This is a genomic window from Pseudoalteromonas sp. Z1A2 (assembly GCF_011378755.1).
GTDB classification, from domain to species: domain Bacteria; phylum Pseudomonadota; class Gammaproteobacteria; order Enterobacterales; family Alteromonadaceae; genus Pseudoalteromonas; species Pseudoalteromonas distincta.
The window spans coordinates 40,854-63,801 of record NZ_WTKX01000018.1 but is presented as its reverse complement, the minus strand read 5'-3'; the positions used below and the strand labels follow the sequence as shown (position 1 = coordinate 63,801).

The window sequence follows — 22,948 nt, the reverse complement described above, 5'->3', positions numbered from 1 at the left end:
TTCCTATTCAATATCGCCAGGTACTAACGGCACAAATCTAACGGGAGCAATAACATGCTCTTTATAATTATCGCCTTCGCGGATAACCATTACTAATTTTTGAACACTCTCACCAATGGGCGCTAATAACACGCCTCCATCGGCTAACTGAGCAAGTAAGTCTTGCGGGACTTTAGAGGCCGCAGCAGTCACTATAATACCATCAAAAGGTGCTTGTGATTGCCAGCCTTGCCAACCATCACCATGCTTCATGGTTACATTATATAAATCGAGTTGTTGCAATCGACGTTTTGCCTGCCACTGAAGCGTTTTAATACGCTCTACCGAATAAACCTTTGTAAACGTTTTGGCTAATATTGCAGTTTGATATCCAGAGCCAGTACCAATTTCCAGCACTTTATTGCGCACACCAGCTAAGCGAAGTAACTCAGTCATACGCGCGACTATATAAGGCTGGGAAATAGTTTGCCCTTGCCCAATCGGTAGCGCTGTATTTTCATAGGCTTTGTGTTTGAGCACATCATCTATAAACACATGACGTGGAACATCAGCTATAGCACTAAGTACTTGTGTATCTTCAACACCTTCACGCTTTAGTAAGTCAGATAGTGCTTTTGCACTGCGGGAATAATTAGCGAGCACGATTAATCTCCAAATCGGCTAACCAGTCTCCTACTGCTTTTAAGCTATCTTTAGCTGTCATATCAACACTTAATGGCGTAACAGAGGCATAACCGTTATTGATTGCGTAAAAGTCGGTCCCTTCACCTGCATCGCTTTCTGTGCCCAGCGATCCATACCAGTAAATATCACGGCCCCAAGGATCGGTTTGTTTGGTCATGGTTTCGGCTTTATGACGAGCGCCTAGGCGTGTTACTTGCACCCCTTTTAATTCACTTAATGGAATATCTGGCACATTTATATTTATTATTTGATCTTTTGGAAGCGGGTGCGAAGCCAAGCCTTTAATAATATTTACGGTAACAGCAGCGGCTGTTTCAAAATACTCACCTTTATGTGAGCAAAGCGATACTGCAATTGCAGGTAAGCCTAAGTGGCGACCTTCGGTTGCAGCAGCAACAGTGCCTGAATAAAGCGTATCGTCGCCTAAATTGGCACCATGGTTAATACCAGCAACAACAAGGTCGGGTTTTTCATCAACTAACTGATTTACACCTAAATGTACACAATCTGTAGGTGTGCCATTAACCGACATAAAACCATTTTCAAGCGTTGTTGCGCGTAGCGGGTTCATTAATGTTAAAGAATTACTAGCACCACTACAGTTGCGATCAGGTGCAACAAGGGTTACATCTGCAATTTGTATAAGCGCCTGATATAAAACCGCAATGCCTTTGGCATTTACGCCATCATCGTTACTTAACAGTATCTTCATTTATGTCATTATCCTTTTCTTTGCGCTCTCGTGGACTTGCATCTGTGTAATCCACCAGCTCGCGTAATAATGCAGTTGCAAAACATCCTTTTGGCAAACCAAAACTCAGTTTTAAACTGGTTTCATCTATGGTCTCAACCGTTAAGTTTTGCGGAATTAAACGCAGCATCCTGCGCTCATTTTTAAGGCCTAACTCACCTAAGCCATCACACCATGTTTGATATGGTTCGAGCCATACTTTTTCTTGCTCGGTTAGGCCTTTTTCACTTTTACCCACCATAGGTGCCGACATCATAATATCGCCTGTGGCTAATCGCTCTATGTTTTCGTCGTTAATTGCATCTTCAAAAAATGCATTACTGCCGCTGAGCATAAATACTTCACGGTGCATTGTTTTAGCTAAACCATGTTCGGCTACACGTAAATTTACTATTTGATTAAATACATGAGAACGCGCTGCTGAAATAATAATACCGCGCAGTTTTTTATCGCGAATACGCTCACCGGCAAACATTTTTTCAGCCATTACTAAGTTATGGCCGCCATGTCCAAAACGCTGCTCGCCAAAATAGTTAGGTACACCTGCGCGTACAGCGTTAATACGGCATAAAATATCAAGCGGCTCAGTCACGTTACGAAGCGTAATAGTGAATTTATTACCCTTGTGGCAGCCCGTACGTAATTTACGATCGTGGCGCTGTTGCGACACAATAAAAATACTCTCACTATTTAAATCGCTAAAATCGATAGGCTTTTTAATCGGTACTTTCACACTAAACCACTGCGAGCACACACCGTGGCGATCTTTCATGCCAGCGTAACTTACGTCTCGAGGGGATACACCCGCACGCTGCGCAATTAGCTTAGCAACATATTGCGTATTTTCGCCTTTTTTAACCACCTGCAAACACACGTGTTCGCCACTACCAGTAAATTCTATACCAAGATCTTCATCAACCATAAAGTCTTCAGCAGTGGTTTTAAAATCAGCTTTAGAAAGCGGAGCACCGTATAAATAATTTAAATCGCTCATGCGTTTGTTGTACTCGCAAGCTCTTTACTCATAATAACCACTGCATGGCTCGAAATACCTTCCCTGCGCCCTTCAAAGCCTAGCTTTTCGGTTGTAGTGGCTTTAACGTTAATTTGCGAAAGGTCACAATTTAAATCGCTGGCTAAATTAGCGCGCATAGCTTGAATATGTGGCAGCATTTTTGGCGCCTGTGCAACAATAGTCACATCGCCATTGCCAATTACATAACCTTGCTCTTTAGCTAAGCTCACCACATGGCGAAGTAAAATACGGCTGTCGATATTTTCATACTCGCTTGCCGTATCTGGAAAGTGCTTACCAATATCACCCATTGCAAGCGAGCCTAAAATAGCATCGCATAATGCATGAATAGCAACATCACCATCTGAGTGCGCTAAAAAGCCCTGTGGGTAATCAATTTTTTCACCACAAATAGTTAACGGGCCTTCGCCGCCAAATTTATGTACGTCAAAACCATGGCCAATTCGTATCATAATGCACTCTCGTTTTGTTGTTTGTGTAGTAAAAACCCAGCCAAATCTAAATCCTCTGGCGTGGTTATTTTAATATTATCGCTGCGACCTGCTACAAGCTTTACCGGTTTACCTGCCCACTCAATTGCACTGGCTTCATCGGTAATAGTTACCCCACTTGCTAATGCGTTTTGAAGCGCACTTTTAAGCTCATTATATTTAAAAAACTGTGGGGTAAGTGCTTGCCATAAGTCGTCTCGTGGCACAGTTTGTTCGCTGTACTCGTGGCCACGTTTTATGGTGTCTTTTACTTTGCTAGCTAAAATACCGCCTTCATCAGCGCTTACGCATTCATCAATCAAACGTTCTATATCACTGATATTAACTAGCGGACGGGCAGCATCGTGCACCAATACCCATGTAGGCGGGTTAGGCGCTAAAAAAAGTAAACTATTGAGCACAGAATCGGCTCGCTCTTTACCGCCACTGGCTCGCACAATGCGCTTATCAAGCAGTGGGAGTTCATCAAAATAAGGGTCGCTGTCGCTAAGAGCTACAACAATAGTACGTAATTGAGATAATTGGGAAAGTTTAGCTAAGGTGTGTTCTAAAATAGTTTTACCGGCTAATTGTATATATTGCTTAGGCGCATTGTGCTGCATTCTACTGCCAACACCCGCTGCAGGTACAATTGCTGCAATAGTCTGTTTATTTGTCATATTGTTTGCCCGGTAAAACACGAATAAATGTTTCGTCCGGTTTAATCATTCCCAATTCGTTGCGTGCACGCTCTTCAATGCCTTCTTGGCCAAGCTTTAAGTCTTCAATATCTGCTTTAAGTACTTTATTACGTTTAATGAGCTTTTCGTTAGTTACTTGATGCGACGCTACAGCACCTTTTAGCCGTGTGTAGTCTTGTAAACCATTATGACCAAACCATAATCTGTATTGCACAAACAGTGCTAAGCACAGTAAGCCAACTTGAAAAATACGCATTTAACACTCCTTATTTTAAATTCCAAATACCTTAGCTTTAATACGCTAAGGGGCGCTTTAAATTACGCCAATTAATACTACCCGCTAAAAGCATTTCGCGTAGAGATAAAACCCGTGGCATGCAACGCTTCGAAAATTGCCACTGGTGCCCACAACATGCCCCCGTTAAACTCACTTTACTTGGCTTTATTAACTGAGCATTTTGCTGCTCTAGCCCATTTCCTAAAAAATCAAACCAACCAAGCTCGTTACAATGCAGCTTATTTTCGCCTAACTGATCGATACTGTCTATTCTAAGACGCACCTGATCGTAGCCATTTAATATAACGGGCACTATAAGCCCCACTTTGGCATACGTTTGATAAAAAAGTTCATTAGCTTGAACATTCACATCGGGTGGGGTTGGTTTTTGCTTTTCAAGCCACGTACCATTTTGTGCGTCCAGCGTAAAAGGCGTGTCACCATTGGCAACTAACGTTGCAGCTCGCTCAATATAATAAGGTAGGCTTTTTAACTGGCGGCGCAGTTTATCGGCATTAGGCTCTGCAACTAATCGCTGAACCTCACGCTGATAAAACGCATTACACAATTGTGCATACAACACTTTTTGTGCATCAGTTTGCCAAATTTCAACTTGCTGCTGAGCACCAAGTGACTGATTTTTAGCGACCAAAAGCTGTACTCAAAAATATTTAGGTAAATGTTTTATAACACAGTATTGAATATTTTTTAAGCGCAGCGCACTAATTTAAGCACTTGGCTTTTCACCTAATTTTGCTTTGCCTGATTCTAAAAATTGCACAACCGTATTACGCTTTTTACCAATTAGTAAACTGCCATCAGCTAAAAACATAAAGTTTTGCCAATTGCGTTTAAATACATCAAATGTTGTTTCGATAATATTATCGCGTGCCATACAAAAATAAACAGTGGTGTTAGCTTCCCAATCTAAAAACGTTAAGATTGCTTCTGGAGGTTGCGCATCACCATTTTCCCACGCATCTTGCCAATCTACTTCTTGGCTAAAGCTTTTTTCTTGACCACACCAATCGGTGTCTTCAAAAAAATCAGGGTGATCAAACTCACGGCTTACCATGGTTGTCCAAAGTACGGCTGCGCGCTCGTCGCTCATAGGCTTTATTTTTGCTGCGTCTTCATCAGATACAGGTAAATCTTTGTGGCGAAAAACCCACGCCTTTTTGTAATCATCTAAAGAAATATAGTTCATAGTGTCGGCAAATTAGTTAACATTAAAAGTGCAAAGCCAAATTATACAAGAGATCAAAACATGACTACAGCAATAAAACCACTTTCCCTCAAACCAGGCTTATACCAACACTACAAAGGGCCGCAATACAAAGTTATTCACGTTGCCACCCATAGCGAAACCGAGGAACAGCTTGTTATTTATCAGGCTCTTTACGGTGAATTTGGTATTTGGGCACGTCCACTTAGTATGTTTAACGAAACTATAGAAAAAGACGGCAACACCATACCGCGTTTTGCCTATATTGGTGAAATAGATTAACTATGGCATCATGAATACATTCAATACTGCTCTGACCAGATAGAGGCTAACTCGTGCAATTTAATTCAACCGATAATTACATAGCTAGCAGCTCGCTTAAACAAGCTGTAAATGCTGCCATTATGCTCGAAAAACCACTTTTAATTAAAGGCGAACCCGGCACTGGTAAAACTATGCTGGCTGAAGAACTTGCTAAAAGTTTAGACACCACGCTTATTCAGTGGCATATAAAATCGACCACCAAAGCGCAGCAAGGCTTGTACGAGTACGATGCGGTTTCGCGCCTGCGCGACAGCCAATTAGGTGACGAGCGCGTACATAATATTAGTAACTACATTGTTAAAGGTAAGCTGTGGCAGGCATTTACGTATGCAGAGCTTAACGGCAAACGCCCAGTGCTTTTAATTGATGAAATAGACAAAGCCGACATAGAGTTCCCAAACGACTTACTACTTGAGCTTGATAAAATGGAGTTTCATGTTTACGAAACAGGTGAGCGCATTGTAGCCAAAGAGCGCCCTATTGTGATCATCACATCAAATAATGAAAAAGAATTACCGGACGCATTTTTACGCCGCTGCTTTTTTCACTATATCGATTTTCCTAGCAGCGACGAAATGCAGCAAATTATTGACGTACACTACCCTAACGTTAAACAGGATTTAGTACGCCAAGCACTCGAAGTGTTTTTTAACCTGCGCGAAGCTAACGGCCTTAAAAAGAAACCTTCCACCAGCGAATTACTCGACTGGTTAAAGCTCTTAATGGCTGAAGACATAGACGCTAAAACACTGCACGACAAAGCGCAAAAAGGCGGATTAATGCCAATGTTTGGCGCATTACTTAAAAATGAGCAAGATATAAGCCTAATCGAAAAATTAGCCTTTATGAGCCGCTAGGGCCTGTTGACCTTTGTGGATTAAAATTTGTTCTAACTAGGGACGATTTAATCGTGGCGCGAGGTTTGTAACCTAGTGGGCTAAGTAAAAGCCGAGCAACAAAGAGTTAATCGTCCCTAGGACGAACCTTCAGGCAGCGCGTGTTTGGTATTTATGCTGTGTTATCGCCTATTTATGGGGAATAACCACACTACATAGGCTCTGCCTTGCCTAAATACCAAACACACTGCTGCAAATTTAACCTCGAAAGATAAACAGGCCCAAACATGTTAATACAGTTTTTTTTCAAATTACGTGAATACCGTTTACCGGTGAGCCTTCGAGAACTACTCGATTTAATAAACGCCTTAAAAAAAGGCGTTATATTTGCCGACGTAGACGGCTTTTACCATTTAGCTCGCACCATAATGGTAAAAGATGAAACGCATTTTGATCGATTCGACAAAGCCTTTAGCGACTACTTTAGCGGTATTGCCGACCTTGATTTGCTCGAGAGCTTAAAGCAGCAACACAACTTACCTGAAGATTGGCTACGTAAAGAGTTTGAAAAAAACCTAAGCGATGAAGAAAAAGCCCAACTTAAAGCCATGGGCGGGCTCGACGAGCTTATGAAAACCTTAAAAGAGCGTTTAGAAGAGCAACAAAAACGCCACGCTGGCGGTAATAAATGGGTAGGTACTGGCGGCACATCACCTTTTGGTGCATACGGCTATAACCCAGAAGGTGTGCGTATAGGGCAAGACGGCAATCGTAACCGCCAAGCAGTAAAAGTGTGGGATAAACGAGAATACAAAAACCTCGACACCGACAGAGAAATTAGTTCGCGCACAGTTAAACTCGCCCTTAAAAAGTTACGTAAGTTTGCCCGCACAGGCGCAAGCGACACGCTTGATTTAAACGAGACTATTCGCGCTACTGCAAAACAAGGCGGCATGCTTGATGTAAAAATGGCACCCGAACGCCACAATGCAGTAAAAGTATTGATGCTGTTTGATATTGGCGGCTCAATGGATGACTACATCCACACCTGCGAAGAATTATTTAGCGCAGCCCACAGCGAATTTAAACACCTAGAGTTTTACTACTTTCATAACTGCTTATACGAGCACGTTTGGCAAGACAACGCGCGCCGACATACAAACGTGATTGACACCATGACGCTGATTAATAAATTTACCAGCGACTATAAAGTAATATTTGTTGGCGATGCCACTATGGGGCCTTACGAAATAGCCTACCCTGGCGGCTCGGTAGAACACTACAATGAAGAGCCCGGCAGTGCCTGGTTGCAACGTATAACAAACCACTTTGATAAAGTCGCCTGGCTCAACCCACAACCCGTTGAACACTGGCCTTACTATCAATCAATTGGCTTTATAAAAGAGCTAATGAACAACCGCATGTATGCCCTTAGTTTAGATGGGATAAGTAGAGCGATAAAAGAGCTGAGTTAAAGTGAATAATAGAAATAGATTAAAATTAGTTTTGTTTGCATCACTTATAATAAATATGGTTTTTATTACTATCTTTATAAGTGACTCTAAAAAAAATGAAAGCATTTATTTATTAGCAAGCAATGTTGAAGCTAAATGTTTGAATGATTGGAAATCACAAGACTCTGGGGTGCCTTTTGTTACCTCTCATCAAATTTTAGGACCAGATCCCTTTACTGAATATAACCTTTTAGAGCTGGGAGGTTATGATCAGTCAACATCTTTCACATACGAATTCTCAGCATGTTTTAAAGATAAATTTTCTACAGTAAGAACAATTGCAGAGATGAAATATGCTATTGATTTCATGAGTAAGCAATCAAAAAATGTTGGATTTTATAAATTACCAAATTCTGATGAAATTGTTGTTTACTCAAATGAGTAACAACTAGGCTAGATTAGCAAAAGTCATAACTCGTTGAGCATTGGCTGTACTATCAATTATTTATGAAGTAGCTGATAGATAAATCGATAAAAAACTGCGTCAATTATTAAATATGTACATTAAAAGAACTATTATTCCAATTAATATATAACCCTTTATTCTATCAACTTTACGTGCTCGACCTGTTCTTGATGTTGGAATACCTGTTGCTTTTGCAACTTTCCTTTTAAAATTTGCTTTCGGTCTTTTTAATGGATTCATTATTAATTTCCATTTTATTTAAATTAAGTAACGCCTACATACCTATAAAACGTCGATATACTTATTCGTTACCAATTTCATAATACTTCCCTACTGTACAGTTTGCAGGCCTTGTATTGTTCCAAACTGAAATCAATGCCTTCTTTGCGTTCATTTCATTAAACCAATATTCAACTTTTCTTTTTTGTTTGCTTGCTAAGCTACCCTCAATTAATTCACAATTATCAAGCCTAAAAGAAGCTTTCGAGTCTGAGGTAATAACGTGAAAATGTGGTGGAGGGTGTTCGTTAGAATAAATCTCTATTTTAAGACCATCAACCCTTTTAACTAATTGCTTTATTTCAGTTAAAACAGGTCCATCGGAATCTATATCATCACTAACTAGAGTCTGTGAAGACAACAAAGAATGAAGGTGCTCGGTTAGCTCATCTAACGACTCAAACTGTTCAGGCGAATCCTCATAGAACCACTTAGTTCCTTTAAATGACATAAATATTCCTGTGTTAAAATTTAATTTAAGGCTCTAAACGAAGACTAATTATATTTCTTATTATTCAAAGCCCTTTACTCATAAACAAGCTGTACGGATCTAGCTCATAATAACCAAATGGTTCGCACTCTTTAAAACCAAATTGAGTGTAAAGCTTTTGTGCGGGTAAAAATGCTTCAGCAGTGCCGGTCTCTAAACTTAGCTTTTTATAACCACGAAGTGTTGCTTGCTCAATAATATGGGTGAGTAACTTAGCGGCTATGCCTTGGCGTAAATAGCTGCTTGATGTGCGCATTGATTTAATTTCGCCATGAGTGGCACTGAGCGCTTTTAATGCGCTAACACCCGCTAAATTATTATCAATCCATAAGCTATAAAAAGTTATATCGGGCTGAGTGAGTTTGCTCACATCTAGTGCATGTACGCTCTCAACGGGTGAGTGTTTTAGCATATCGTTATGGTGTGCTTGTAGTAGCTCTATAACGTGTGGGTTTGAAAGCTCACCTGTTCTAATATCCATTTATACCTCATTTAAACTTTAAGCTTTAGGGCTTTAATTAAAACCCTAAAGTAAGTGGCTCTATTTAGGCTGCTAGTTTCCATACTACAAACGCAACAGCAAAGCCTACTAAATACACTAGCCCTAACCACGTTAAACTACGTAATAGCACGCTGTGTTTTATAGCAGGCTCTGAGCGCACAAGGCTAAAGTTAAGCCATGCAAAAACAGGCGTTGTTACAAATGAAAGTGTCATTGCAAAGGTAAGCATGGGGCCAAGGGCTGATTTAAAAAATAAAATAACGGCCATACCGGCAAGGGCTTGTAGTATTAACCAAATATTTAAGCTGTGTTTTGATTGCCCAAAGCCAAGTAGTTTATGGGATTCGTTAAGCGTACGGGCGTAGCCATCAAGCACGGTAAGTGTAGTGCCAAACATACATAAAAAAGCGATTGCTGATACAAGCGGCCTTGCCCACTCGCCTATTGTGAGTGCGTACATATCTATAAGCTGCTTGGCAAACGCGACACCGCCGAGTTCTATACTACTGGTTTGGCCGTATTGCACTAATACACCTAAACTAAAAAATACCAAGGCTAAGCCAGCTGTAAGCCAGTAACCTACGTTAAAATCGAACAAGCCTTGGCTTTTAGAAACTGTTTGCTGGGCTTGTTTTTCTTTTAGCCATAAAGAACTTAATGCAGATATTTCGATAGGGGCTGGCATCCAGCCCATTAAAGCCACCATAAAGCTAAGCATGGCAAGTTCATAAGGTGAAGGTCCCACATAATCAGCAGGTGCCATTGGGCCGTTACTAAATGCAATGGCAAGGGCAATCAAAGTAGCGAGCGTAAGCAGCCCCATAATGCCTTTGGCAACGTTATCTAGCGCTTTAAAGTGTCCAAGTAGCAATATAACTAAACATACACCCAGTAGCATCCAACAAAGCAAGGTTACTTCAATAACCACGGGCAGCGCGTAATGTAGTAAGCTTGCGGTAAGCAGTAATACGCCGGCGGTATTAACAACAGCGGCAACAATGTTTAAGCCAATAAAACTGTAAAAATAAAACGGGCCTTTGCTTTTGTAGCCCTCCACTAGGCTATTTTTAGTGGCGAGTGTGTATTCCATACCAAAGCGAAAAAATGGATATTTTAAAACATTAACAACGAGGATTAGCCAAAATAGTTGCCAGCCAAATATTGCTCCAGCTTGCGTAGAGGCAACTAGGTGAGATCCGCCAATAGCGGCTGTTGCCATGAGTATTCCAGGCCCAAGCGCACCTAGTCGAGACTTCCATACTGCTTTTGTTGTGTGCATTAATTTCTCAAAATATGTGTGTTGTGTGTTCTTTTTATTAATTTTTTTAATTAATAAACTGCAAGAACGCATAACTTACCTAAATTACAGGCAATAAAAAAGAGCCATACGGCTCTTTTTTACAATACTTTGGAACTAAATTTTATTTAAGATCCATCTCTTGGATGATCTCGTGTGCGATTTCAGGTGTAGTGCTAACAGGCTTTTCGTGTAAGTTTGCTTTTATCTGCCCTTTTCGATGTTTTAGTGCCGCATCGAGTTTTTTAGCTGCGCTTGCAATGGCTGGGTACATAACTTCGTTTTCCCCTTTTACCGATATGCGCGTGCCTTCGTAATTAGTGCTAATTTCAGCTTGGATTTTATGATGCTCTTTAGACAAAATAATATCGAGTGCAATAAGCGATGGAAAGTGGCTCTCGATTTTTGAAAATTTTTCGTTGATGTGCTCTCTAATAGAGTCAGTAACTTCAACATGGTGACCAGAAAGATTAATTTTCATAGGGTATCCTTTTATTTGTTACCTCATAAATAGTATTGGGGGCTATTTAGATTAACACAAGGAAAAAAGAGAGATATTTGAGGTTTATTTGCGGTTTTTGGTGATTTAAATCATGCGTTGTGCAAAGTTTATGCAAAGCCCATAGTGCATGGGCTTTCAGACGTCTACTTAACTTAAACTAAGATTGGTTAATCTGTGTACGAACAACAGTAGTCAGCAAAATCAGATACTTTTACTTTAAAGCTTACATTTGCATCAACATTAAACGATTCACCCGCGTTAAATGTTTTCCACTCACTTGCACCTGGTAATAAAATATCCCATTGGCCAGCTAAAAGCTCCATGCACTCTTTTTGGTTTGTATCAAAAACAAACTCACCAGGTTGCATAAAGCCTAACGTTTTCGCTTCGCCATCACCTAAAATAACGGTACGGCTCGACACTTTTCCGTCAAAATATACATTGGCTTTTTTTACTACACTTACGTTATCGAACTTTGGCATTTTTAGCTCCTGCTATTAATTTAAGATTTTTATTTATAAATTTTATCGCACTACCTTGCCTGATAGCTTACTTTCTTGCAAGGAAAGCTGCATTGATCAAGGTGAAGTTGCTTCATGTAAGGGCATAAAAAAACCCGCAACATGTGCGGGTTTTTCAATTACTTACTTTATTTAATCAAAGCGATTAAAAAAGCTCGTTTGCTTTGCTTACAATGTTTGCCACTGTAAAACCAAAGTGCTCAAACAGCTCACCAGCAGGTGCTGACTCACCAAAGGTAGTCATACCTACTACTGCGCCATTTAGACCTACGTACTTGTACCAGTAGTCAGCAATACCTGCTTCTACTGCTACGCGGCGTGAAACAGATGCCGGTAATACGCTTTCTTTGTACTCTGCGCTTTGATCTTCAAAGGCATCAGTACATGGCATAGAAACAACACGTACCTTTTTACCTTGGCTGCGTAGCTCAGTTGCTGAATCTTGTGCTAGTTGCACTTCAGAACCCGTTGCAATGAAAATAATCTCAGGGTTGCCGTCACAGCTAAGGATGTAACCACCCTTTTTAACGTCTGCTAATTGCTGTGCGTCACGCGCTTGTTGCTCAAGACCTTGGCGAGTAAAGATTAGCGATGTAGGGCCGTCTTTACGCTCAATAGCTTGTTGCCATGCAATTGCCGACTCAACTTGGTCACATGGGCGCCAGTTGTATAAGTTAGGCGTTAAACGCATGCTTGCAATTTGCTCTACTGGTTGGTGAGTTGGACCATCTTCACCTAAACCGATTGAATCGTGCGTGTATACAAAAATGCTTGGTTGCTTCATTAATGCAGCCATACGTACGGCATTTTTTGCATATTCAACAAACATTAAGAACGTAGCACCGTAAGGAATAAAGCCTTTATGAAGGGCAATACCATTCATAATTGCCGACATACCAAACTCACGTACACCGTAGTAAATGTAGTTACCGCTTGCATCGTCGTGTGTTAAACCTTTAGAGCCATCCCAAATTGTTAAGTTTGAGCCTGCTAAATCGGCTGAGCCACCCATAAATTCTGGTAATAACGGACCAAATGCGTTTAATGCATTTTGCGATGCTTTACGAGACGCTGGGTTTGCAGGGTTTGCTTGTAATTGCTCAATGTACGCTTGAGATTTTTCAGCCCAATCGCCAGGCAGTTCGTTATTAATACGACGCTTATATTCAGCTGCAAGCTCTGGGTATGCTTTTGCGTATGCTGCAAATTTTTCGTCCCAGCTTGATTCAAGCTGTTGACCTTTTTCTTTGCTATCCCATTGTGCGTAAATATCATCAGGAATTTCGAACGCATCGCCAGTCCAACCTAAGAATTCGCGAGACGCTTTTATTTCGTCATCACCTAGTGGTGCACCGTGACAATCGTGGCTACCAGATTTATTAGGTGAGCCGTAACCAATAATTGTTTTACAACAAATTAGTGATGGTTTATCGGTAACACTTTTAGCTTCTGCAATTGCAGCACTTATAGCATCGCTGTCGTGGCCATCAACACCACTAATTACATGCCAACCGTATGCTTTAAAGCGAGCTGGCGTGTCATCTGTAAACCAACCTTCTACTTCACCATCGATTGAAATGCCGTTGTCATCCCAAAATGCAACAAGTTTACCCAGACCTAATGTGCCTGCAAGTGAACCAGCTTCATGAGAAATACCTTCCATAAGGCAGCCATCGCCCATAAATGCATAGGTAAAGTGATCAACAATATCGTGACCTTCACGGTTAAACTGCGCAGCTAGCGCTTTTTCAGCAATTGCCATACCTACGGCATTTGTGATCCCTTGACCTAATGGACCCGTAGTAGTTTCGATTCCTGGTGCATAGCCATATTCAGGGTGACCTGGTGTTTTAGAATGCATTTGACGGAAGTTTTTAATTTCGTCCAGTGGTAAGTCGTAACCACTTAGATGCAATAGAGAATAGATAAGCATTGAACCGTGGCCGTTTGAAAGAATAAATCTGTCACGGTCAGCCCACTCTGGATTTGTTGGGTTGTGTTTTAGATAATCGCGCCATAATACTTCTGCGATATCAGCCATGCCCATAGGGGCTCCAGGGTGACCAGATTTGGCCTTTTGTACTGCGTCCATTGACAAGACGCGAATAGCATTTGCAAGTTCTTTGCGAGATGGCATGAATTCTCCTACCTTTATGTGTATTTGCGCGGGTATTTATGTGTTTGTTTATGCACCCAAGTAACTTGGGTTTGTTTATATCGACCATTCTTACTTATTGTGGGGGCTGTGTGCAATTAAAAACCCTATAAAAGTGAGGCATTATGAATATTTTTTAAGACCAAAAAGTTATTAGTAATTTTATTTAGACGTCTAGGCGTAAAAACACTATGCAAGGTGTTTTGTTTTCGATAAAATACGCCCCTTAATTTTTTAGCGCTAATACCGACGTTTGTGAAGCGCAATATTTGTGAGCAGAAATACAATGGCAAAACATTTATTTACTTCTGAATCAGTTTCTGAAGGTCATCCGGATAAAATCGCCGATCAAATCTCTGATGCGGTACTTGATGCTATCCTAGAGCAAGACTCTCATGCCCGTGTTGCGTGCGAAACTTACGTAAAAACAGGTATGGTTATGGTTGGTGGTGAAATCACTACTAGCGCATGGGTTGATATTGAAGAAATTACACGTAAAACAGTACGTGAAATTGGCTACACGCATTCAGACATGGGTTTCGATGCAGATTCATGTGCAATTTTAAACACTATTGGTAAACAGTCTCCTGACATTAACCAAGGTGTTGACCGTACTAGCCCAGAAGAACAAGGTGCTGGCGACCAAGGTCTTATGTTTGGTTACGCATGTAACGAAACAGAAGTACTAATGCCTGCGCCAATTACTTACTCACACCGTTTAGTACAGCGCCAAGCGCAAGTACGTAAAAGCGGCGAGCTTAACTGGTTACGTCCAGATGCAAAATCTCAAGTTACTTTTGCATACGAAAATGGTAAGCCAGTAGGTATTGATGCAGTAGTACTATCTACTCAGCACAGCGAAGACATTTCGCAAAAAGATTTAGTAGAAGCGGTGATGGAGACTATCATCAAGCCGGTACTTCCTGCAGAGCTTATTACAAGCGCGACTAAATTTTTCATTAACCCAACGGGTCGCTTTGTAATTGGCGGACCAATGGGCGATTGCGGTTTAACAGGTCGTAAAATCATCGTTGATACATACGGTGGTATGGCTCGTCACGGTGGTGGTGCTTTCTCTGGTAAAGATCCATCAAAAGTTGACCGCTCAGCTGCATACGCTGCACGTTACGTTGCTAAAAACGTAGTTGCGGCTGGCCTTGCTGATAAATGTGAATTACAAGTTTCTTACGCAATCGGTGTTGCAGAGCCTACATCTATCAGCGTTGAAACGTTTGGTACAAGCAAGTTAGAAGAAAGCCGTTTAATCGAGCTTATTCGTGAACACTTTGACCTGCGCCCTTACGGCTTAATTCAAATGCTTGATTTAGAGCGCCCTATCTACCTTCCTACAGCGGCTTACGGCCACTTTGGTCGTGACGAATTCCCTTGGGAACGTACAGATAAAGCTGATGCACTTCGTGCAGCTGCTGGCCTTTAAGCTAAAAGTGTTGAAGTAAATTAAAAACGGCCCTTAATAGGGCCGTTTTTGTATCTAAAACTTATCAGTTACATTGTTTGTAGTACGTCTACAAAATAACTATAAAATCAACCTCGAATTCTTTTGTACTTTAGGTATATACTCATTTCATTATAAAAGCTTTAGGGATAGTTAAATGGCCGATAACTTTCGCGTTATATTTGCAGGACTTGCCGATAACGTTGACATAAAAACAGCGTGCGCAAACTTAGCTGCAAAATTAAAAACGTCAGATGAAAAAGTAGCTCTTTTTTTTAAAGGTAAGCCGCTGTTTGCGCCAAGCGATAAAGACAAAGCGTTAAAACAGACTAAGTTATTAGCAAGCCTAGGTATTAAAAGTAAGCTGCAAGCTGTTTCAAATGCGATTCAAAATAGCTCCCCCGCAGCTGCAAATAACAACCAACGTGATGAACGTATTTTTGATGCACTTGATTACATCACTAGCAGCTTAATACGCCTTGAAGAAAAGCTAGATGAGCTAGAGCAACGCCTTCCTGAAGCTCAATTAAATACACCAGACGAAAGTGTAGACGAATGGCAAAATGACGACCTAATGCTAGATGAGGATTTAGCTACTCCTAAAAAACGCAGTAACTTACTTTTATATTCATTGATTGCAACTGCCACCATTTTGCTAGTCGTACTGGCTGTTTTTTTAATTTTTCCCGATTTATTCTCTTTTTAAAAATGGCTAATTAGTTTAATGAGCAATAAACGCGCACAAATAAGAGCTGAAATTCGTAACACCCGTAAAAACTTGTCAAATAATCAGCAAATAATTGCTGCGCAATCGCTAAAAATGAATTTTATTCAACACTTAAAAAGCGAAAATACAACGAATTCAAAGCATATTGCCATTTATTTAAGTAACGACGGAGAACTAGACACTTCATTGTTAATTAAAGAATTATGGAACTTAAACCATGCTGTTTATCTACCTATAATACACCCATTCAATGGCGCTAATTTACTATTTCAGCGCTATGAGAAAAACTCACCCATGAGGGCAAATCGCTATGGTATCTTGGAGCCTAAGCTGAACTGCTCTCAAATATGCCCATTACCAGCGCTTGATTACCTCCTTATGCCATTAGTGGCATTTGATAAACAAGGTAATCGCCTAGGAATGGGAGGTGGGTTTTACGACCGGACATTGGCGCGTTTACACGAACAAAATTGGCAAAAACCACAACTAATTGGCCTTGCACATGAATGCCAAAAAGCTGATGCTCTACCAATCGAGTCATGGGACGTACCACTTGAAACCATTATCACCCCAGATAAAACATACTGTTGGTAACATTTAATTTTGGTTACTAACCGCATATTTCTGACATACATGAGCACAAAGCAATGACACAAGACGAATTAAAAAAAGCAGCTGCTTGGGCAGCACTCGAGTTTGTAAAAGAAAACACTATTGTAGGTGTCGGTACAGGCTCTACTGTTAATCACTTTATTGATGCCCTTGGCTCAGTAAAGGACACTATTGTAGGCGCTGTATCAAGCTCAGAAGCGTCAACTGCACGTTTGGAAGCGTTAGGTATTGAAGTGTTTGAACTTAATAACGTTGATGCTTTAGATGTATACGTTGACGGCGCTGACGAAATAAACGCTCAAAACGAAATGATTAAAGGCGGCGGCGCAGCGCTAACACGTGAAAAAATAGTAGCAGCAGTTGCAAAACAGTTTGTGTGTATTGTTGATGACACAAAGCTGGTAGATACATTGGGCGACTTCCCGCTTCCGGTAGAAGTTATTCCAATGGCGCGCAGCTACGTTGCACGAGAATTATTAAAACTTGGTGGTGACCCTGTTTATCGCCAAGGCGTAGTTACCGATAATGGTAACGTTATATTAGATGTATTTAACTTAAAAATTACCAATGCCAAACAACTTGAAACACAAATCAATTCAATTGTTGGCGTAGTTACCAACGGCCTATTTGCGATGCGAGGTGCTGATAAAGTGATTATCGGTACCAAAAATGGGCCACAAATTAAATAGGATGAGGTTATGAGTAAGGTATCGTTAGCAAAAGACAAAATTAAAATTCTCTTGCTTGAAGGTGTTCACCAAAGCGCTGTTGAAACGCTAAAACGTAACGGTTACAGCAATATCGACTACGTTAAAACATCCTTACCTGAGGACGAGCTTAAAGAGCGCATTAAAGATGTTCACTTTGTAGGACTTCGTTCTCGTACTCATATTAACCAAGCTGTATTAGACTCAGCTGAAAAGCTAGTTGCTATTGGTTGTTTTTGTATTGGTACAAACCAAGTTGATTTAGATGCAGCACGCGAACGTGGTATTGCTGTATTTAACGCTCCATTTTCTAATACTCGTTCAGTTGCTGAACTTGTACTTGGCGAAATTCTACTTTTATTACGTGGTATTCCAGAGCGTAATGCAGCGGCTCATCGTGGTGGCTGGTTAAAAACAGCAAATGGTTCGTTTGAAGCACGTGGTAAAACATTAGGTATTATTGGCTACGGTCACATTGGTACTCAGCTAGGTATTATGGCTGAAAATATCGGTATGAACGTGGAGTTTTACGATATCGAAGATAAGTTATCACTGGGCAATGCAACACAAGTTCATAACCTTACTCAGCTGTTACAACGCTCTGATATTATTAGCTTACATGTACCAGAAACACCGCAAACTAAAAACCTTATTGGTACAGCAGAACTTGCAGTTATGAAGCAGGGGTCTATTTTGATCAATGCATCACGCGGAACTGTTGTTGATATTGATGCTCTTGCAGAAGCGCTTACAGAGAAAAAACTAAGTGGTGCAGCAATCGATGTGTTCCCTACTGAGCCAAAATCTAACGATGAAGAATTTGTATCGCCACTGCGCCAATTCGACAATGTTATTTTAACGCCGCACATTGGTGGTTCTACACAAGAAGCGCAAGAAAACATTGGTATTGAAGTAGCGGGTAAATTGGCTAAATATTCAGATAATGGCTCAACTATTACTGCGGTTAACTTCCCTGAAGTATCGCTACCTGAGCTTGCTAATCGTAGCCGTTTATTACACGTACACCACAACCGCCCAGGTGTACTAACGCAAATTAACCAAGCGTTTGCACAGCACGGTATTAATATTGCTGCGCAATACCTACAAACAGACGCATCTATTGGTTATGTAGTTATTGATGTTGATACAGATCAATCTGAAGTAGCACTTAAAGAACTGAGCGCTGTTGAGGGTACAATTAGAGCACGTATTTTACATTAACCATTCTTTGATATTAAAAAAGGGTCCTTATGGACCCTTTTTTGTATTTAGATTACATATACTTTCTCAAGTATTTTTTGAATACCGGATCTGTTGCAGCCAACTCTTTTTGCTCAGCTAATATCTCTTTTAAAATAGCGCCTGAGGTAAGCGGGTTAGCAAGAACCACTCTAAATACAACCGTTGGTTGATTGTCGTATTTAGAAGGCGTTAAGCGTGTACGTGATACAAATGAGCGACCAGACTCGCGTTGACGCTTTTGCATACTGGCAGTAAAACGGTTCAGTGAAGCAAAAATATCTAACCGAGTTGCAGCATCTGCATCGGCTATTGCTTGTTTAATTTGCTTAGGTACATAACGATACGTTAATAAGCACAACTCAGGCTCCGAAATAAGCTCAAAGTCTTCATCAGCCTTAATTAAATCAGCAAAGTAATGTGCTTTTTTGATGCTTCGATCAATCAGCATTTCGTAACCTTTACGACCAATAACACGTAAGCAAGCATGTACTAACATTGCCATACCAGGTCGGCTGCCTTCAAGCGTGTGGCTACCTAAGTCTTTTGAACCTTTACGTAATATGTACTCAGCGTGATGTTCTATTGCATCAGTTGCAGCGGGGTCTTTAAATAAAACTAAACCCGCTCCCATTGGTACATACATTTGTTTATGTGCATCGATGGTAATTGAATCTGCTCGCTCAATCCCTTTTAGTAAAGGACGGTGCGTACTCGATAAAAGGGTCGCTCCCCCCCATGCTGCATCTACATGAAAATGGCAGTTAATGTCTTGTGCTAAGTCGGCCATTTCATCAAGTGGGTCAATATTACCGGTCTCGGTTGTTCCCGCGACCCCAATAATCGCCATTACTTTAATGCCTTGCGCTTCAAGCTCACGTGCTTTTTCACGCATCGCTCCTACATCAACTTTATTATTTTCACAGGTTTTAATACCAATTAAGTTATCGCGACCAATGCCGAGTAAATCAACCGATTTACCTAATGAGTAATGTCCGCGTTCTGATATTAATACTGCTAAACCTTTATAACCGTAATGCAGCATACCAGCAATTAAGCCTTGTGCACCTATGCCTCTAAAATCGCCATCAGGTTTTAATAAGCGGTTTCGCGCAATCCAAAGCGCAGTAATATTAGCAACCGTACCACCAGAGCAAAATGCACCTAATGAGGTTTTAGCACTGTGCATCCATTTAGAATAAAATGAGTCTTCTTGCCCATAAGCTAAATGATGCATCATCCCAAGCACTTGACGCTCAAGAGGCGTAAACGCTTTAGATGTTTCTATTTTTACTAGATTTTGATTTAGCCCTACCATCAATTTTGACAGCGGTAATAAAAAGTGCGGCAAGGCAGAGGTCATGTGACCAATAAAACTAGGCGCAGCTGTATGCACAGAATGTGCAACAAGTTGCTCCATTATGTCTTGGGCATAAGCAGAGACAAACGTTGGATCTTCTGGGATCACTGCCGATTGAAAATCTTTTTCTATTTCATGTAATGGTTTTTCAATTGCCGCTATATTTTCGTTTAGAAAACCTGCTAAATTACTCGAAATTTCAAGCTCGATTTTGCTTAAAGTTGAGTCTGGCGCTTCAGGTACAGTAAATATACGCTTAAGGCTTTCTTTAGAGGCGACGGCACAACGCTTTTGATCCATCTTAATACCTAGTGTGTGTGTAGCTAAAACACGCGCTTACCCATCAAAAACGCCTACTTATTAGGACATTTGGAGCAATCGTGTTTCTTTAAAAATTGCGCTAACTTTACTGCAATATAACTAAAATGTCTCGTTTAAACCTATAAAAGCAATCAAAGCGATGACAAAAAAATGATAATTTAGGGTCTATTTATCTTTCAAGGTTAAATTTGCAGCAGCCTGTTTGGTATTTAGGCAAGGCAGCGCCTATGTAGTGTGGTTATTCCCCATAAATAGGCGATAACGTAGCATTAATGCCAAACAGGCGCTGCCCAAAGGGTTCTGCCTAGGGTCTATTTACTCTTTGTTGCTCGGTTTTTACTTAGACCACTAGGTTACAAATCTAGCGCCGCGATTAAATCGCCCCTAGTTTGAACAAATTATAATCCGCAAAGATAAACAAACCCTAATTAAAACTCTACCAAACCTAATTATTTATTGGGCATTTACTTATTTTGGGTATAATAAATTTGATAACAAAAAAGGGACACATATGCCAGAAGGAAGAGTCAAAGTTAGTTGGATAGTGGCAGGCTTTAGCTTGTTTTTAATAAGCTTGCTAACCTACGTTTACTACACTTACCAAACCACGCGTGCTGAAATAATGCAGTCGGTTGATAATCGCTTACTTAATGCCGCCACCAGCGTTAAACATATTTTAGGTGACGATTATTTAAGTGCGGTTAATCAAGGCGATAATATAAGTTTTTCTTACTATCAAGATAAAAGTAAACAACTCTCTGAGTTTGCTCAAGCACTTGATATTGCTTATGTCTATTCAATGATTTTAAAAGACGGTAAGGTGCTTTTTAGCTCATCAAGCTACACGCAAGACGATCAGAATAATGGCAAGGTAACTCAATTTTTAGATCTCTACCCTGAAGCTACCGATGCAAATATAAGTGCTTTTTATTCAACAGAGCCAGTATTTGAAATATCGAGCGATCAGTGGGGCCACTTTAAAACAATTTTTATTCCTTACGTTGACCCAATCAACGGCAATACCTATTTAACGGGTGCCGATATAACTATTTATGATTTAAACGAGAAACTTAAAGAAAGCGTATCAAAAGCAGCTGCAATGGCTAGCTTCTTCTTTTTTATCGCGATACTCGTTGCCGCCATATATATTTATTTACTAAAACGGTCTTTAGCAACTGACTCAAGTACTGGTTTTTCAAATCATATTGCACTTGAGTACTTTATTAAAAAAAGTAATGCTCATCACATGCAATTAGCCGTTATTTGGGTTAATGAAATAGAAGATATAAACAGTTTTTATGGCACTGAAGTGGGTGACAAGGTAATGAAAAACTTACTTATTCACTTTAAACTTAGAAGCTCTACGCATTGCCATATATACAGACTAGCAACAAATAAAATAGTATTACTCGCGCCTAAGGAAATGAGTAATGACGAATTTACCGACCTCGTAAAAACATATAACTTTAATACACCGGTATTAACTGACCCTTTTATCTACATAACCCTATGTGCAGGTATTGCCAGTGGTAATAAATCGCTACTACTTGAAAACGCTCATATAGCAGCGCTGCAAGCTAAACAAGGCAGGCATAGTGTAGTTAACTACTCAAAAGCGCTACACGATGTAAAAACGCAATATCAATACAATGTAGAAATGGCTAAAGAAGTGCGAGAAGCGTTTGATAACAATCGTATAGTGCCTTACTTTCAACCCATTATTGACACAAATACCAATAAGGTCGTTCAATACGAATGTTTAGCTCGAATGGTAACAGCACAAGGGGAAGTATTGAAACCTGATGCATTTTTAAATGTTGTTACCCGCTCAAGAATGGACGGAATACTTACCCGTACTATATTTTCACAATGTGTTAGTCGCTTTAGAAAAACCGATATTTGCTGGAGTTTAAATATAACAGCACAAGATATGCTCGACCCTAATTTAAGTGAGTTTATTGCGGACGAACTTAAGCGCTACCCGCATCCTGGTAATATCACATTAGAGCTTTTAGAAACCCAAGCTATTGCCAACTTCTCTGAAGTAAAAGCATTTATTGGAATGGTTAAAACAAAAGGCGTTAAGGTTATTATTGATGACTTTGGTAGTGGTTATTCAAATATATCAAACGTACTTAAGCTTGAAGTAGATGGTATTAAATTAGATGGCGCACTAATAAAGCAAATAGTGAATGACAAAGATATCTACTTGTTTATTGAGCATATAGCCAGCTTTGCTAATCAACTTGGTTTACAATTAATGGCAGAATCGGTAGAAAATACAACCATAGTAACCGCACTTAAAAAGGCGAATGTGACACTAATGCAAGGCAACTATTTTGCCCACCCAGTGCCACATGTTAATACGGTTACAGAAGAATTAGCACTTTGACTTACTTTAACCAGGGCGTGTTGATCTTTGTGGATTGAAATTTGTTCAATCTAGGGGCGATTAAATCGCGGCGCGAGGTTTGTAACCTAGTGGGCTAAGTAAAAACTGAGCAACAAAGAGTTAATCGTCCCTAGAAAGAACCCAAAGGGCAGCACATGTTTGGT

General features: G+C 40.3%; 26 protein-coding genes. 10 read left to right on the top strand and 16 right to left on the bottom strand.

Annotated features, from left to right (window positions below):
* Positions 1 to 3: 3 nt before the first annotated feature.
* The 8 genes from GQR47_RS13260 to GQR47_RS13225 all read right to left on the bottom strand — a co-directional run bounded on the left by GQR47_RS13260 (position 4) and on the right by GQR47_RS13225 (position 5,126).
* Positions 4 to 642 (bottom strand): protein-L-isoaspartate(D-aspartate) O-methyltransferase, encoded by a 639-nt coding sequence (locus GQR47_RS13260; protein ID WP_024597331.1) that lies wholly within the window; start codon positions 640 to 642, stop codon positions 4 to 6.
* On the bottom strand, positions 632 to 1,396 hold the full coding sequence (surE, locus tag GQR47_RS13255) for a 5'/3'-nucleotidase SurE (protein WP_024597332.1): 765 nt from the start codon (positions 1,394 to 1,396) through the stop codon (positions 632 to 634). Before surE ends, GQR47_RS13260 begins: the two co-directional genes overlap by 11 nt.
* Positions 1,377 to 2,429 carry a tRNA pseudouridine(13) synthase TruD gene (locus GQR47_RS13250; RefSeq protein WP_024597333.1) on the bottom strand — a complete coding sequence of 351 codons (1,053 nt, stop codon included), beginning with the start codon at positions 2,427 to 2,429 and terminating at the stop codon, positions 1,377 to 1,379. Before GQR47_RS13250 ends, surE begins: the two co-directional genes overlap by 20 nt.
* Entirely contained in the window at positions 2,426 to 2,923 is a 498-nt protein-coding gene (ispF, locus tag GQR47_RS13245) for a 2-C-methyl-D-erythritol 2,4-cyclodiphosphate synthase (protein WP_024597334.1), read from the bottom strand. The genes GQR47_RS13250 and ispF overlap by 4 nt, the downstream gene beginning before the upstream one ends.
* Positions 2,920 to 3,621, bottom strand: coding sequence for a 2-C-methyl-D-erythritol 4-phosphate cytidylyltransferase (gene ispD, locus GQR47_RS13240; RefSeq protein WP_076925197.1), 702 nt, complete (start codon positions 3,619 to 3,621; stop codon positions 2,920 to 2,922). Before ispD ends, ispF begins: the two co-directional genes overlap by 4 nt.
* A complete protein-coding gene (ftsB, locus tag GQR47_RS13235) occupies positions 3,611 to 3,898 on the bottom strand; it encodes a cell division protein FtsB (protein ID WP_024596337.1) in 288 nt (95 codons plus the stop codon). The genes ispD and ftsB overlap by 11 nt, the downstream gene beginning before the upstream one ends.
* 37 nt (positions 3,899 to 3,935) lie before the next feature.
* The gene (locus GQR47_RS13230) at positions 3,936 to 4,571 is read right to left on the bottom strand and encodes a hypothetical protein (protein ID WP_024596336.1); all 636 of its coding nucleotides are present in this window, start codon (positions 4,569 to 4,571) and stop codon (positions 3,936 to 3,938) included.
* 75 nt (positions 4,572 to 4,646) lie between these two features.
* Positions 4,647 to 5,126 (bottom strand): DUF2947 domain-containing protein, encoded by a 480-nt coding sequence (locus GQR47_RS13225; RefSeq protein WP_024596335.1) that lies wholly within the window; start codon positions 5,124 to 5,126, stop codon positions 4,647 to 4,649.
* Positions 5,127 to 5,186: 60 nt separating this feature from the next.
* On the opposite strand from GQR47_RS13225, the gene GQR47_RS13220 reads away from it, so the two are divergent.
* The 4 genes from GQR47_RS13220 (at position 5,187) to GQR47_RS13205 (ending at position 8,203) form a co-directional block, all read left to right on the top strand.
* Positions 5,187 to 5,426 (top strand): DUF1653 domain-containing protein, encoded by a 240-nt coding sequence (locus GQR47_RS13220; RefSeq protein ID WP_024596334.1) that lies wholly within the window; start codon positions 5,187 to 5,189, stop codon positions 5,424 to 5,426.
* Between the two features lie 53 nt (positions 5,427 to 5,479).
* Complete coding sequence (locus tag GQR47_RS13215) at positions 5,480 to 6,325, top strand: MoxR family ATPase (RefSeq protein ID WP_024596333.1); 846 nt, start codon at positions 5,480 to 5,482, stop codon at positions 6,323 to 6,325.
* A 266-nt stretch (positions 6,326 to 6,591) separates the two neighbouring features.
* Positions 6,592 to 7,779: a VWA domain-containing protein gene (locus GQR47_RS13210; protein ID WP_024603596.1), complete on the top strand. Its 1,188-nt coding sequence runs from the start codon at positions 6,592 to 6,594 to the stop codon at positions 7,777 to 7,779.
* Position 7,780: 1 nt separating this feature from the next.
* On the top strand, positions 7,781 to 8,203 hold the full coding sequence (locus tag GQR47_RS13205) for a hypothetical protein (RefSeq protein ID WP_024595384.1): 423 nt from the start codon (positions 7,781 to 7,783) through the stop codon (positions 8,201 to 8,203).
* Between the two features lie 99 nt (positions 8,204 to 8,302).
* On the opposite strand, the gene GQR47_RS13200 is transcribed toward GQR47_RS13205, so the two are convergent.
* From GQR47_RS13200 to tkt, 7 genes are all read right to left on the bottom strand, one after another.
* On the bottom strand, positions 8,303 to 8,464 hold the full coding sequence (locus GQR47_RS13200) for a hypothetical protein (protein ID WP_158000828.1): 162 nt from the start codon (positions 8,462 to 8,464) through the stop codon (positions 8,303 to 8,305).
* 61 nt (positions 8,465 to 8,525) lie between these two features.
* Positions 8,526 to 8,954 (bottom strand): DUF4160 domain-containing protein, encoded by a 429-nt coding sequence (locus GQR47_RS13195; RefSeq protein ID WP_024595383.1) that lies wholly within the window; start codon positions 8,952 to 8,954, stop codon positions 8,526 to 8,528.
* Between the two features lie 64 nt (positions 8,955 to 9,018).
* A complete protein-coding gene (locus GQR47_RS13190) occupies positions 9,019 to 9,474 on the bottom strand; it encodes a GNAT family N-acetyltransferase (RefSeq protein WP_024595382.1) in 456 nt (151 codons plus the stop codon).
* A 64-nt stretch (positions 9,475 to 9,538) separates the two neighbouring features.
* Complete coding sequence (locus GQR47_RS13185; protein ID WP_165723901.1) at positions 9,539 to 10,714, bottom strand: divalent metal cation transporter; 1,176 nt, start codon at positions 10,712 to 10,714, stop codon at positions 9,539 to 9,541.
* Positions 10,715 to 10,916: 202 nt separating this feature from the next.
* Positions 10,917 to 11,273, bottom strand: coding sequence for a ribosome-associated translation inhibitor RaiA (gene raiA / locus GQR47_RS13180; RefSeq protein WP_007376058.1), 357 nt, complete (start codon positions 11,271 to 11,273; stop codon positions 10,917 to 10,919).
* Positions 11,274 to 11,461: 188 nt separating this feature from the next.
* Complete coding sequence (locus GQR47_RS13175) at positions 11,462 to 11,776, bottom strand: pyrimidine/purine nucleoside phosphorylase (protein WP_002958974.1); 315 nt, start codon at positions 11,774 to 11,776, stop codon at positions 11,462 to 11,464.
* A 184-nt stretch (positions 11,777 to 11,960) separates the two neighbouring features.
* Positions 11,961 to 13,952 (bottom strand): transketolase, encoded by a 1,992-nt coding sequence (tkt, locus tag GQR47_RS13170; RefSeq protein WP_024603595.1) that lies wholly within the window; start codon positions 13,950 to 13,952, stop codon positions 11,961 to 11,963.
* 304 nt (positions 13,953 to 14,256) lie between these two features.
* Between tkt and metK the strand changes: the two genes are divergently transcribed.
* The 5 genes from metK (at position 14,257) to serA (ending at position 18,693) form a co-directional block, all read left to right on the top strand.
* Entirely contained in the window at positions 14,257 to 15,408 is a 1,152-nt protein-coding gene (metK, locus tag GQR47_RS13165) for a methionine adenosyltransferase (protein WP_002958976.1), read from the top strand.
* Positions 15,409 to 15,583: 175 nt separating this feature from the next.
* Positions 15,584 to 16,132: a hypothetical protein gene (locus GQR47_RS13160; RefSeq protein WP_024595234.1), complete on the top strand. Its 549-nt coding sequence runs from the start codon at positions 15,584 to 15,586 to the stop codon at positions 16,130 to 16,132.
* An 18-nt stretch (positions 16,133 to 16,150) separates the two neighbouring features.
* Positions 16,151 to 16,747 (top strand): 5-formyltetrahydrofolate cyclo-ligase, encoded by a 597-nt coding sequence (locus GQR47_RS13155; RefSeq protein WP_024595233.1) that lies wholly within the window; start codon positions 16,151 to 16,153, stop codon positions 16,745 to 16,747.
* Between the two features lie 53 nt (positions 16,748 to 16,800).
* A complete protein-coding gene (gene rpiA / locus GQR47_RS13150; RefSeq protein ID WP_002958979.1) occupies positions 16,801 to 17,454 on the top strand; it encodes a ribose-5-phosphate isomerase RpiA in 654 nt (217 codons plus the stop codon).
* 9 nt (positions 17,455 to 17,463) lie between these two features.
* A complete protein-coding gene (gene serA / locus GQR47_RS13145; protein ID WP_024595232.1) occupies positions 17,464 to 18,693 on the top strand; it encodes a phosphoglycerate dehydrogenase in 1,230 nt (409 codons plus the stop codon).
* 52 nt (positions 18,694 to 18,745) lie between these two features.
* Here the strand turns inward: serA and panP are convergent, their stop codons facing one another.
* Positions 18,746 to 20,371, bottom strand: coding sequence for a pyridoxal-dependent aspartate 1-decarboxylase PanP (gene panP / locus GQR47_RS13140; protein ID WP_024595231.1), 1,626 nt, complete (start codon positions 20,369 to 20,371; stop codon positions 18,746 to 18,748).
* A 532-nt stretch (positions 20,372 to 20,903) separates the two neighbouring features.
* Between panP and GQR47_RS13135 the strand changes: the two genes are divergently transcribed.
* Positions 20,904 to 22,784, top strand: coding sequence for a GGDEF domain-containing protein (locus GQR47_RS13135; RefSeq protein ID WP_033020723.1), 1,881 nt, complete (start codon positions 20,904 to 20,906; stop codon positions 22,782 to 22,784).
* The last annotated feature ends 164 nt before the right edge of the window (positions 22,785 to 22,948 follow it).